Below are 13,478 nucleotides of genomic sequence, written 5' to 3'. Positions count from 1 at the left end.
TAACAAAAAAACCCCTTACTGAAAAAGAGGGGCTTTTTTATATACTATTTTACCTTGACTTTAATTATACTTCCATGATTTCTTTCTCTTTTTCAGAAGCAATGCTATCTGCATCAGCGACATATTTATCGGTAAGCTTTTGAATGTCCTCAGTTAATCGGCGTAATTCATCTTCCGTAATATCACCATTTTTTTGTGATTTTTTCAACTCATCATTAGCATCACGACGCACATTACGAATTGCAACTTTTCCATCTTCAGCATACTTTTTAACAAGCTTCGCAAATTCTTTACGACGCTCTTCTGTTAGAGGAGGAATGTTGATACGAATAACATCTCCATCATTGTTTGGTGTTAAGCCTAAATCAGCTTTTTGAATCGCTTTTTCAATGTCACTAAGCACTGATTTATCATATGGTTGAATCAGAAGTAGACGAGCTTCGGGAACTGAAATACCTGCTAATTGGTTGACCGGTGTTGGAGCTCCGTAATAATCAACCTGAACTTTATCTAAAAGAGCAGGTGTGGCGCGTCCTGTGCGAATAGTCGCAAACTCACGACGCAGACTAGCAAGCGCCTTTTGCATTTTATCTTCTGCATTTTGTAAAATTTCTTTTGACATTAGTTTTTCCCCCTTACTACTGTACCAATTTCTTCACCAAGCACGGCACGCTTAATATTTCCTTCTTCCATAATTGAAAATACGACTAATGGAATATCATTGTCCATACATAGAGACGAAGCAGTAGAATCCATTACTGCAAGGCCTTTGTTTAACATTTCTAAATAAGATAATGTTTGATATTTTTTGGCGTTTGTATCAATCGTTGGATCAGCGCTATATACACCATCAACATTATTTTTCGCCATTAAGATAACCTCTGCTTCGATTTCTGCTGCTCTAAGCGCTGCTGTCGTATCTGTTGAGAAATAAGGGTTCCCTGTTCCGGCAGCAAAAATGACAACACGCTTTTTTTCCAAGTGACGAATTGCTTTTCGACGGATATAAGGCTCGGCAACTTGACGCATTTCAATAGATGTTTGAACACGAGTTTGAACATCTATGTTTTCTAGGCTGTCCTGTAAAGCTAGAGAATTCATTACAGTTGCCAACATCCCCATATAATCAGCATTGGCACGATCCATCCCCATTTCACTGCCAATTTTACCTCTCCAAATGTTGCCTCCGCCTACAACAACAGCAACTTCAACACCAAGATCTACAAGTTCCTTTACTTGCTTTGCTACAGATTGGATAACAGAAGGCTCAATTCCAAAGCCCTGCTTTCCTGCCAACGCTTCACCGCTTAACTTTAATACGACACGTTTATACTTTGCTACGCTCATAGTTCCCTCCATTATGTATGAATATTTTATCAGCTTGAAAAAGAGGGAACACTTTGTGTCCCCTGCTTTTCATAAAATTATTTCTTCACTTGAGACATAACTTCTTCAGCAAAGTTGTCTTCGCGCTTTTCCATACCTTCGCCAACTTCATAACGTACAAATGTTTTAACAGATCCACCTTTACTTGCAACATATTTGCCTACTTTTTGATCAGAATCTTTTACGAATGATTGATCTAATAAACAAATTTCTTCAAAGTATTTACCTAAGCGGCCTTCAACCATTTTTTCAACAATGTTTTCTGGTTTTCCTTCATTCAATGCCTGCTGCTTTAATACTTCACGCTCACGTTCAACTTCCTCTTGTGATACTTCATCACGGCTTACATAACGTGGGTTTACAGCAGCTGCATGCATTGCTACGTCTTTAGCAAGTTCTTCATCGTTAGAACCTTCTACAACTGTTAGCACACCAATACGTCCGCCCATGTGCAAGTAAGCACCAAATACATCGTTGTCCGTTTTTTCCACGATTTCAAAACGGCGAAGAGAAATTTTCTCACCAATTTTTGCAATTGCATGTGTTAAATATTCTTGAACGGTTTGCTCATCATTAATTTTTTGCTCAAGTGCTTCTTCAACAGAAGAAGGTTTATTTGCTAATAAGTGCTTCGCAATATCGCCAAGAATGTTTTGGAAGTTTTCGTTCTTTGCAACGAAATCTGTTTCAGAGTTTACTTCAACGATTACTGCTTCGTTTCCATTAACTTCAATTGCTGTTAAACCTTCAGCTGCAACGCGATCTGCTTTTTTAGCTGCTTTTGAAATCCCTTTTTCGCGTAACCAATCAACCGCTTTATCAAGATCACCATCAGTTTCCGTTAGGGCTTTTTTACAATCCATCATACCCGCACCCGTTTTGTCGCGAAGTTCTTTTACCATTTTTGCAGTAACTGCCATCTTAAATTCCTCCTTATAATCACTATGTAATAGGTTTCGTTTTAAAAAGGGTGATAAAGGGTAAGTTCCCCTTTATCACCCTTTAATTTATTGCTATTATGAAACAGGTGCTTCTTCACCTTGTTTTGCTTCTAAAACAGCGTCAGCCATTTTTGCAGTTAAAAGTTTCACCGCGCGAATTGCATCATCGTTACCTGGGATAACGTAGTCAACTTCGTCTGGATCACAGTTTGTATCAACAATTGCAACAATTGGAATGTTTAATTTGCGTGCTTCTGCTACCGCAATACGCTCTTTACGTGGATCAATAACGAAAAGCGCATCTGGTAAACGGTTCATGTCTTTAATACCGCCTAAGAATTTTTCTAAGCGATCCATTTCTTTTTTAAGAAGGATTACTTCTTTTTTAGGAAGCACTTCAAATGTACCGTCTTCCTGCATTTTTTCTAAGTCTTTTAAGCGTTGGATACGTTTTTGAATTGTTTCAAAGTTTGTTAACGTACCACCTAACCAACGTTGGTTAATGAAGTATTGACCAGCACGTGCTGCTTCTTCTTTAACAGAATCTTGAGCTTGTTTCTTTGTACCAACAAATAGGATTGTACCATCATTTGCTGCAATTTCACGTACAAAGTTAAATGCTTCTTCAACTTTTTTCACAGTTTTCTGTAGATCGATAATATAAATACCGTTACGCTCTGTGAAGATATAAGTTTTCATTTTTGGATTCCAACGACGTGTTTGGTGTCCAAAGTGTACACCAGCTTCTAAAAGCTGTTTCATAGAAATAACTGCCATTTTTTCATTCCTCCATTATGGTTTTTTACCTCCGTTTACTTCATTTTTAAATAAGACTGTTTAACAGCACCTTCATTTAAATCAGTAAACGTGTGTGATTAACACCGAAAGTAAATATATCATATCGTAAACCAACTAGCAAGTCCTAAAACGATGTTAGGGAAAAGTTTTTTATTTAAACTCCTCCAATTAATTGTTTTTTTCTTATGATTCCTCATCCTAATGCTACGCTTTCATTATACCCATTACTATTTTCCTTAAACCTCTGAAAGTAAAAAATAGGTCATCCTTGTAGGACGACCTATTGCACTTATTATTGAGAACGTAATTTTGAAAGTTCAACTAGGAACTTATCGTTTAATACTTTAATATATGTTCCTTTCATTCCTAAAGAGCGAGATTCAATAACTCCTGCACTCTCTAACTTACGAAGTGCGTTTACAATGACGGAACGCGTAATCCCTACACGGTCAGCGATTTTACTTGCTACCAAAAGACCTTCATTGCCTTCTAACTCTTCAAAAATATGCTCAATCGCCTCTAATTCACTATATGACAAAGAGCTAATTGCCATTTGAACAACTGCTTTGTTGCGTGCTTCTTCTTCAATTTCTTCTGCTTTTTCATGTAAAATTTCCATTCCTACAACGGTTGCACCGTACTCAGCAAGAATTAAATCTTCTTCAGAGAAAGAATCATTTAAACGAGATAAAATTAACGTACCAAGGCGCTGACCACCACCTAAAATAGGCACAATTGTCGTTAATCCACTTTGAAATAAATCTCTATTTTCCACTGGAAAAGCTGTGAACTCACTTTCAATTCCGATATTAGCAGATGTTTCATTCACATTAAATAGATTTTCTGTATATTCTTGTGGAAACTGTCTTTCTTCAAACATCTTTTTCATTCTCTCATTTTCAATTGCTTGACTAACTGCAAAGCCTAGTAATTTACCACGACGGCTTACAACATAAACGTTTCCTCCAATAACATCACGTAACGTTTCAGCCATATCTTTAAAATTCACAGGTCCCGCCGTTTTCTGTAACATCGCATTGATTTGTCTTGTTTTATTTAATAAACTCATTGATGTTCCTCCTACATCTTTAATTATAGAATATATTGACTTAAGTCTTTATTTTTCGCAATATTAGCAAGTTTTTCATCTACGTATTGCGGTGTAATTGTGATTTTTTCCAATGTAATATCAGGTGCTTCAAAAGACAAATCTTCTAATAGTCTTTCTAGGATTGTATGAAGTCTTCTTGCTCCTATATTATCTGTTTCTTGATTGACCTCTGATGCAAGGACTGCTAGTCTACGAATAGCTTCGTCTGAAAATTCAATTTTTATACCTTCCGTTTCCAATAATGCAGTGTACTGCTTAATTAATGCATTGTTAGGCTCGACTAAGATTTGAACAAAATCATCTACAGTTAAGCTCGTTAGTTCAACACGAATTGGAAATCTACCTTGAAGTTCTGGAATAAGATCAGATGGCTTTGCCATATGAAAAGCCCCGGCAGCAATAAATAATACATGATCGGTTTTGACCGCTCCATATTTTGTCATCACTGTCGATCCTTCTACGATCGGTAATATATCACGCTGGACACCTTCGCGCGATACATCGGCAGTTTGCTGGCTTTTACCAGCAACTTTATCAATTTCATCTATAAAAATAATCCCAGATTGCTCTGCTTTTTCAACTGCTTCTTGAGTCACTTCATCCATATCAATTAACTTTGAAGCTTCATCTTGCGTTAATATTTTTCTAGCTTCTGAAACGGAAACTCTGCGCTTTTTCTTCTTCTTAGGCATTAAATTTCCAAGCATATCCTGCATATTCATGCCCATTTGTTCCATACCCGAACCTTGGAACAGATCAAACATACTTGGCGACTGTTCTTCAATTTCAATTGATACCATTTGATTTTCTAATTCTCCTAAAGCCAGCTGATGAGCAATTTGTTTTCTTTTTTGAGCAATATTTTGCTCTTCTGTTGACTCTGTCTGATCCGCTCCCTCAGCTTCATTTCCGCCAAAAAACATTTCTAACGGATTTTTATATTGCGTTTGTTTCTTTTTTGTTGGTACAAGTAAATCAACAATTCTTCTATCCGCATTCTCTTTTGCACGGTCCATCACACTTTCCATCTTTTCGTGTTTTACAATTCGAATAGAAGTTTCCACTAAATCACGTACCATTGATTCTACATCCCGCCCAACATAACCAACTTCCGTAAATTTTGTTGCTTCTACTTTAATAAATGGCGCACCAACAAGTTTAGCTAACCGACGAGCGATTTCAGTTTTCCCTACCCCTGTTGGTCCAATCATTAAAATATTTTTTGGAACTACTTCCTCACGCATTTTATCGTCTAATAAATTGCGTCGATAGCGGTTTCGCAGGGCTACAGCTACTGCCTTTTTCGCATCATTTTGGCCAACAATATATTGATTAAGCTTATCAACAATCTGTCGAGGTGTTAAGGCGTTTTCCATAAACCATCCTCCATTCCAATCCTAAAGTTCTTCTAAAACAATTTGATCATTCGTATAAACACAAATGTCACCTGCTGTTTCAAGAGCAGCTTTGGCAATGTCCTTTGCAGACAATTGAGATGCATGTTTTTTTAAGGCACGACCTGCTGCAAGCGCATAGTTTCCACCTGAACCAATCGCTAATATTCCATCATCAGGTTCAATTACTTCTCCAGTGCCAGAAATAAGTAAAAGGTGGGATTGATTCATTACGATTAACATTGCTTCCAGCTTACGAAGCACTTTATCACTTCGCCACTCTTTTGCTAATTCAACAGCCGCACGCTGCAAGTTTCCGTTATACTCTTCAAGTTTCCCTTCAAATTTTTCAAACAATGTAAACGCATCAGCAACAGATCCAGCAAAACCAGCAAGTACTTTTCCATGAAATAACTTACGAACCTTTTTAGCAGTATGTTTCATAACAACCGCATTACCAAATGTCACCTGTCCATCCCCAGACATTGCACATTGTCCTTTATGCTGCACAGCAAAAATTGTTGTGGCATGAAATGAATATTCCATATTGCTCCCTCCTTCTATATTTAATTTCCTTTACTTCATAATCTCATTTTCCAGATCTAGGGTGATGATTCATATAAACTTCCCGAAGTCTATCTTTCGAAACATGTGTATAAATTTGTGTTGTGGAAAGATTAGCATGCCCCAGTAACTCTTGAACTGAACGTAAATCTGCGCCTTCATTTAGCAAATGTGTAGCAAATGTATGACGAAGAACATGTGGACTAATATGTATGTTTAATGCTGTCTTTTCAATGATCTTTTTTAAAGAGGTTCTTATACTTCGTTCTGAAAGCCTTTCGCCTCTATAATTTAAAAACAAAGCATTTGTTTTGGAAGCAGCTTGACTAAGTATTTTGTGTCGTCCATCGTTAATATAGTATTGCAGTGCTTCTAGTGCAAAGCTCCCAATTGGAACATAGCGTTCTTTACGTCCTTTTCCTAAAACAAGCACAGTTCCTATTGAAAAATCAATATCCGCTATATTGATTCTGCAGCATTCGCTAACCCGGATTCCTGTCGCGTACAGTAATTCAAGAATTGCTTGGTCACGCTGACCTAGCGGGGTTGTAATATCTGCTGCCGCAAACAGTTTACCAAGCTCTTCTTCATATAGAAACTTTGGTAAATGACTTTCTTTTCTCGGAAGGGACGTCATCATAAACGGGTTGTGCTCGACAAAACATTCACGCATTAAAAACTTATAAAAACTTCTTAAGCAAGAGATTTTTCTAGCAACTGTTTTACGCGCTAAGCCTTGTTCATAAAGTTCAGTTAAATAGAGCCGGACAGAAGCATAAGAAACAGCAGCAAATCGATGAATGGCCTGCTGCTTCATAAAACAAACAAAATGCTCTATGTCACGTTTGTATGTTTCAACAGTGGACACAGAACAATTTTTTTCTATTTGTAAGTACTCAAAGAACGATGAGATAAGCTTTTTTTCCATGTTTATCACCTCAAAAGGCCTCTAAATCTTAACATAACTTAGAGGCCAATGCAATACAATTTACAATTCTTTTGCAAAATTCTGAATTGTTTCTAGTGCTCGATTAGCAATTTGTTCATTTCGAGCTTGCTTATTTTTAATTCTTGGTTCAAGAGGCGGAAACAAGCCAAAGTTTGCATTCATCGGTTGGAAATTATTAGGATTTGCTGTCGTAATATAATGCGCCATGCTTCCTAAAGCTGTTTCTTGCGGGAAAACAAGTGGTTCTTCACCTAATACAAGTCTTGCCGCATTTAAACCAGCAATTAATCCTGAAGCTGCTGACTCAACATATCCTTCTACCCCTGTCATCTGTCCTGCAAAGAACAAGTTCTCTCGATCTTTATATTGATAAGTTGGCTTAAGAAGATTTGGAGAATTCACAAAGGTATTACGGTGCATAACACCATAGCGAACAACGTCAGCATTTTCTAAGCCGGGAATTAGCTGAAGCACTTCTTTTTGAGGTCCCCATTTTAAATGGGTTTGAAACCCTACAATATTATAAAGTGTTCCAGAACTGTTATCCTGTCGCAGCTGTACAACTGCATAAGGTGTTTTCCCTGTTTTTGGATCTTCTAATCCAACCGGTTTCATCGGCCCAAACAGCATTGTTTTTTTACCACGCTTTGCCATTACTTCAATAGGCATGCATCCTTCAAAGAAAATTTCCTTTTCAAATTCTTTTAAAGGAACAGTTTCAGCAGAGATTAGCGCCTCGTAAAATCGATCAAATTCTTCTTCTGTCATTGGACAGTTTAAGTAAGCCGCCTCTCCTTTATCATAACGCGATTTCAAATATACTTTATCCATATTGATGCTGTCCGTTTCAATAATCGGTGCTGCGGCATCATAAAAGTATAAATATTCTTCACCTGTTAACTTTTTTAATGAACTTGAAAGAGCTTCAGAAGTTAATGGGCCTGTAGCAATAATGGTAGGTCCTTCTGGAATCTCAGGCATTTCTTCATGAAACACTTCAACATTTGGATGATTTTTCACTCGTTCTGTTACTAATGACGCAAATTCATGGCGGTCAACAGCTAGCGCGCCACCCGCTGGTACGGAACAATCATCAGCTGAACGAATGATCACTGAATCAAGCTTCCTCATTTCTTCCTTTAATACACCTACTGCATTAGATAGTGTATTTGATCTTAATGAATTGCTGCAAACAAGTTCTGCAAATTTATCTGTGTGATGGGCTGGCGTTTGTTTTTTAGGTCTCATTTCAAACAAACGCACTTGAACGCCGCGCTTCGCTAACTGCCATGCAGCTTCACTTCCTGCAAGCCCCGCGCCAATCACATTTACAAATTCTGCGCTCATGTCAGCACCCCCTAGTTGTTATTGTTCTTCTTCTGTGTAATCACATGACACGCATTTAATTTCTTTTTTCTTCTTTGTTTTCTTCTCAATTAGCATTTCAACGCACTTAGGACATTTCCTTGCAATTGGTTTATCCCAAGAAATAAATTCACATTCTGGATATTGATCACATCCGTAAAAAAGACGACCTTTTTTACTTTTACGCTCCACAATGTTTCCTTCTTTACACGTTGGACATTTAACCCCTATTTCTTTTAGCAGCGGCTTTGTATTTCTGCAGTCGGGAAAATTTGAACAAGCCATAAACTTGCCGTAACGACCAATTTTAATAACCATTCCATGTCCGCATTTTTCGCAATCCTCACCTGCAGGTTCATCTTTAATTTCTACTTCTTTCATTTGCTCTTCAGCCACTTTTAATCGTGGTTCAAAACCAACGTAAAACCGATCAATAATTTGAATCCAATCCTCTTGTCCTTCTTCAATGTGATCAAGGTTGTTTTCCATATTTGCCGTAAATTCAACATCAAATATATCTTTGAAGAATTCTAACACTAATTCTAGTACAATTTCCCCAAGCTCTGTCGGAACAAACTTTCGATCCTCAAGCTTTACATACCCACGCCTTTGAATCGTATCAAGTGTTGGCGCATATGTTGATGGACGGCCAATTCCAAGTTCCTCCATCGTTTTAACGAGACGCGCTTCCGTATAACGAGGGGGCGGCTGTGTAAAATGTTGAGTTGGCTCAATATTTTCTGTATGCACTTGAGTATCTTCTTGTAAATCAGGAAGGATGCGATCTTCTTCCTTCTTATTATCATCGTTTCCTTCAACATAAACTTTCATAAAACCAGGGAATTTCACTTTTGACCCTGTGGCTCTAAAGATCACACCTTGATTCGTTAAATCAACTGTCATTGTATCCATAACGGCAGGTGCCATTTGGCTTGCAACAAAGCGTTCCCAAATAAGTTTGTACAATCTATTTTGATCACGACTAAGATATTTTTTAACATCTTTAGGTTCTCTTATTGTTGAAGTCGGTCTAATTGCTTCATGCGCATCTTGGGTTTTAGCGCCTTTCTTCTCATTTTTCTTTCCTTGAGATAAATATTCTTTGCCGAATGTCTCTTCAATGTACTGTTTCGCTTCTTCTTGAGCAGTTTGAGAAATTCTCGTTGAGTCTGTACGCATATACGTAATTAAACCAACCGTCTCTTTCCCAATCTCAATTCCTTCATAAAGCTGCTGTGCAAGCATCATCGTTTTCTTTGCACGGAAGTTAAGTTTTCTTGCCGCTTCCTGTTGTAAAGAAGAAGTTGTAAATGGTGCCGCTGGATTTCTTCTTCTTTCCTTTTTTTGAACAGATAAAACTGCAAACTCATTACCCTCTATACGGTTTAACACAGCGTTTACTTCTTCTTCATTAGTTAGTTCCTGCTTCTTACCATCTACACCGTAAAAGCTCGCTTCAAATAGTTCATCATCTTTTTTAAAATCAGCTTTGATTTTCCAATATTCCTTTGGTTCAAATTGCTGAATCTCCTGTTCACGTTCAATAATTAATCTAACGGCAACAGATTGGACTCGACCTGCACTTAAGCCTTTTTTTACTTTTTTCCATAATAATGGGCTTACATTGTATCCAACAAGACGATCTAGTACACGACGTGCCTGCTGTGCATCTACTAAATTCATATTAATTGGTCTTGGAGATTTAAACGCGTCTTTAATCGCATCTTTTGTAATCTCATTAAATACAACGCGGCAGTCAGAATCTTGTTCAATGTTTAAACTGTGTGCCAAATGCCAAGCAATTGCTTCACCTTCACGATCAGGGTCAGCTGCAAGATAAACTTTTTTTACCTTTTTTGCAGCATTTTTAAGTTCTTTTAATACAGGACCTTTTCCTCTAATCGTAATATATTTTGGATCGTAATTATTTTCAACGTCAACCCCCATTTGACTTCGAGGCAAATCACGAACATGACCCATAGAAGCTTTTACTTGGTATTTTTTCCCTAAATACTTTTTAATCGTTTTCGCTTTAGCGGGAGATTCAACGATTACTAGGTAATCTTCCATAATCCAATTTCTCCCCTCTTACAAGTAAATTGAAATCTTCCCTATTATTAAATATCAGATTATCTTTTGTCAAATATAAGTTTTGTTTATTAGATAAAAAGTTTACCCAAATTGAAGCTCTTCTATAATATCTTTTTCATTTAATACTAGCTTTGCGCCTTGTTGAATTAATAAATTAGTACCTTTTGATTCCTTTTGAAAAATAGCGCCCGGCACAGCAAAAACTTCACGACCGTATTCTAATGCTAAATCTGCTGTAATCAGAGAGCCGCTTCGCTCCTGTGCCTCTACTACAAGTGTTCCGTTTGATAGACCGCTAATAATTCGATTACGAAGAGGAAATTGCCATTTCTCCGGTCTTTGATTTGGCCGGAATTCAGACAACAATAGTCCTTTTTCTGCAATATGATGCGCTAGTTCTGTATGTATAGTTGGATAAATTGAATAAAAACCTGATCCTAACACTGCAATTGTTTTTCCTTGCTCCTCTAATGTTAATCGATGACTCATACCATCAATACCGTAAGCAAGTCCACTTACAATACACCATCCGTTCCATATGAGCGGGCGAACTATTACATTTAATTTATAACCTGCCTGCTGGGACGGTTTACGGGTGTCTACGACTGCTAACATTTTTTTTGGAGAAGCAAGAGTAATATCTCCTTTATAATACAATACCCAAGGTGGATCATAAATTTGTTTTAACAGTATTGGATAGAATTTGTCAAATCGAGTAATAATCTGGATTTGATCTTTTTTATATTTTTTGTAATACTCCTGCATGTTAAGAGAGTGTAGATCTTGATAAAACAGCAAAGCATGCTGGCGTTTCATTTGAAAGTGAGCTATTAATTCATTTACTGTCATTTTATGAATACTCCCGCCACTTAATTTTCTAGCGAAAATTTGAAGTGGGGGTTTCTAACGTATCGAACATTTCTGAACGCTTAACGTTAGTGGAGTTGACACATTGGCGGTCTAAATACGCCCAACTCCTCTATCCCATCGGTCTTGCCTTTGGGACTTCTTTTAATAAGCCTACTGCACCATTTTCACACGTTGTGCTAGTCATGTATCACGCATCTTCGGCTTCTCTAGGCTTGAACATTTTACGCAGCAGAGCGTCTTTTCCTGCTACAACCTTATATGTTCAGTTTTCAATGAGCATGTACAAGGATGTACAACTATTATGATATCATTTATTACGTACTTGTGTTCGTAATAAATGATGGAAATTCACCCCCTCCCTACTGATTGGGCGATCGCCCTTCACATTCCTTGAGGAAGGGGTACTCTTTCCAAAAATGATAGACAGTAAGAAACTCTGGATCTTGTTTAAAGATTGCATGTATTGTCTTCCAGCCAACTCCTCGACAATGGTGGATATGAATAAGACGATCTCGCCTATCCCTCATAATAATCTCCTTTTCTCTCCACTTTAGTTACAGAATCGTGTCCAATACGACAAATTTCGCAAATCTCTATACGTATGAAAGAAGATAGCTTTCTTTAAAGAAAGCTATCTTTTTGCAGTTAGTTTTTGTGAGTAATACAGCGGTCAAGCAGCCCTTTTTCTTTTAAAACCGCTATTAACGTTTCGCCCATCACTGCTGGCGTATCCGCTACTTGAATGCCGCATGCGTTCATGGTTTTAATTTTCTCAGCGGCCGTTCCTTTGCCTCCGGAAATAATCGCGCCGGCATGCCCCATCCGTTTTCCAGGAGGAGCTGTTTGTCCGCCGATAAAGCCAACTACAGGTTTTGTCATATTCGCTTTTACCCATTCTGCCGCTTCTTCTTCCGCTGTTCCACCGATTTCCCCAATCATAATCACCGCATACGTGTCGTCATCTTCATTAAATGCTTGTAGGACATCAATAAAGTTCGTCCCGTTTACCGGATCACCGCCGATTCCAACCGCTGTTGATTGACCAATTCCTGCTTCTGAAAGCTGATGAACGGCTTCATATGTTAATGTACCGGAGCGGGATACAACACCAACATGACCTTTTTTATGAATATAACCCGGCATGATGCCAATTTTACATTCTTCAGGCGTAATTACACCCGGACAGTTTGGTCCAACAAGACGTGTTTTCTTTCCTTCCATATAGCGCTTCACGTTCACCATATCAAGGACTGGAATGCCTTCTGTAATACAAATCGCCAAATCAAGCTCCGCATCGACTGCTTCCATAATCGCATCCGCCGCAAACGCTGGCGGTACGTAAATAACGGAAGCATTCGCACCTGTTGTTTTCACTGCGTCTTCCACTGTATCAAATACCGGCACACCTTCGACTTCTGTGCCGCCTTTACCAGGTGTCACACCGCCAACGATTTTTGTGCCGTATTCAAGCATCTGCTGCGTATGAAATAATCCAACTGATCCTGTAATTCCTTGTACAATCACTTTTGTATCTTTATTAATAAATACGCTCATTTTTTCTTCCCCACCTTTCTATTTTACTAATGCTACAATTTTTTCCGCGCCATCTGCCATCGATTCCGCTGCGGTAATATTTAAACCCGATTCTTTTAAGATTTTCTTACCTAAGTCCACATTTGTTCCTTCTAAACGAACAACAAGCGGAATCTCAAGACCAACCTGCTTGGTCGCCTCGACAACACCTTGAGCGATCACATCACACTTCATAATACCGCCGAAAATGTTAACGTAAATGCCTTTTACATTTTCATCGGATAAAATAATTTTGAATGCTTCGGTTACTTTTTCCGCTGTCGCACCGCCGCCAACGTCAAGGAAGTTGGCCGGATCGCCGCCGTAATGTTTAATAATATCCATTGTGGCCATCGCAAGACCTGCCCCGTTTACCATGCAGCCGATGTTGCCATCTAAGGCGATGTAGCTTAAATCATATTTGGAGGCTTCAATTT

Annotated in this window: 11 protein-coding genes and 2 pseudogenes; all 13 read right to left on the bottom strand. The window is 38.2% G+C overall.

Annotated features, from left to right (window positions below; translation table 11 throughout):
• Positions 1-64: 64 nt before the first annotated feature.
• Positions 65-622: a ribosome recycling factor gene (frr, locus tag DS031_RS08435; protein ID WP_113805561.1), complete on the bottom strand. Its 558-nt coding sequence runs from the start codon at positions 620-622 to the stop codon at positions 65-67.
• Positions 622-1,347 (bottom strand): UMP kinase, encoded by a 726-nt coding sequence (gene pyrH, locus DS031_RS08430; RefSeq protein WP_113805559.1) that lies wholly within the window; start codon positions 1,345-1,347, stop codon positions 622-624. The genes frr and pyrH overlap by 1 nt, the downstream gene beginning before the upstream one ends.
• Positions 1,348-1,424: 77 nt before the next feature.
• Positions 1,425-2,324 (bottom strand): annotated as a pseudogene (gene tsf, locus DS031_RS08425) (translation elongation factor Ts); the annotation flags it as partial.
• A gap of 78 nt (positions 2,325-2,402) precedes the next feature.
• Positions 2,403-3,104, bottom strand: a complete 702-nt coding sequence (gene rpsB / locus DS031_RS08420; RefSeq protein ID WP_113805555.1) for a 30S ribosomal protein S2 — start codon at positions 3,102-3,104, stop codon at positions 2,403-2,405.
• 313 nt (positions 3,105-3,417) lie between these two features.
• Positions 3,418-4,194: a GTP-sensing pleiotropic transcriptional regulator CodY gene (gene codY / locus DS031_RS08415; protein WP_113805553.1), complete on the bottom strand. Its 777-nt coding sequence runs from the start codon at positions 4,192-4,194 to the stop codon at positions 3,418-3,420.
• 23 nt (positions 4,195-4,217) lie between these two features.
• The gene (hslU, locus tag DS031_RS08410; protein WP_113805551.1) at positions 4,218-5,612 is read right to left on the bottom strand and encodes an ATP-dependent protease ATPase subunit HslU; all 1,395 of its coding nucleotides are present in this window, start codon (positions 5,610-5,612) and stop codon (positions 4,218-4,220) included.
• A 21-nt stretch (positions 5,613-5,633) separates the two neighbouring features.
• Positions 5,634-6,176, bottom strand: coding sequence for an ATP-dependent protease subunit HslV (gene hslV / locus DS031_RS08405; protein ID WP_113805549.1), 543 nt, complete (start codon positions 6,174-6,176; stop codon positions 5,634-5,636).
• A 43-nt stretch (positions 6,177-6,219) separates the two neighbouring features.
• The gene (gene xerC / locus DS031_RS08400; protein WP_425451947.1) at positions 6,220-7,122 is read right to left on the bottom strand and encodes a tyrosine recombinase XerC; all 903 of its coding nucleotides are present in this window, start codon (positions 7,120-7,122) and stop codon (positions 6,220-6,222) included.
• Positions 7,123-7,182: 60 nt separating this feature from the next.
• Entirely contained in the window at positions 7,183-8,490 is a 1,308-nt protein-coding gene (trmFO, locus tag DS031_RS08395) for an FADH(2)-oxidizing methylenetetrahydrofolate--tRNA-(uracil(54)-C(5))-methyltransferase TrmFO (protein ID WP_113805547.1), read from the bottom strand.
• Positions 8,491-8,508: 18 nt separating this feature from the next.
• Positions 8,509-10,578 carry a type I DNA topoisomerase gene (gene topA, locus DS031_RS08390; protein ID WP_113805545.1) on the bottom strand — a complete coding sequence of 690 codons (2,070 nt, stop codon included), beginning with the start codon at positions 10,576-10,578 and terminating at the stop codon, positions 8,509-8,511.
• Positions 10,579-10,680: 102 nt separating this feature from the next.
• A complete protein-coding gene (dprA, locus tag DS031_RS08385) occupies positions 10,681-11,448 on the bottom strand; it encodes a DNA-processing protein DprA (RefSeq protein ID WP_113805543.1) in 768 nt (255 codons plus the stop codon).
• Between the two features lie 666 nt (positions 11,449-12,114).
• Positions 12,115-13,023 (bottom strand): succinate--CoA ligase subunit alpha, encoded by a 909-nt coding sequence (sucD, locus tag DS031_RS08380; protein WP_113805541.1) that lies wholly within the window; start codon positions 13,021-13,023, stop codon positions 12,115-12,117.
• 18 nt (positions 13,024-13,041) lie between these two features.
• A pseudogene (gene sucC / locus DS031_RS08375) lies at positions 13,042-13,478 on the bottom strand (succinate--CoA ligase subunit beta); the annotation flags it as partial.

Source organism: Bacillus taeanensis (assembly GCF_003318295.1).
In the GTDB taxonomy this organism is placed as follows: Bacteria; Bacillota; Bacilli; order Bacillales; family UBA6769; genus Maribacillus; species Maribacillus taeanensis.
This window is presented reverse-complemented; position numbering and strand designations above follow the sequence as displayed.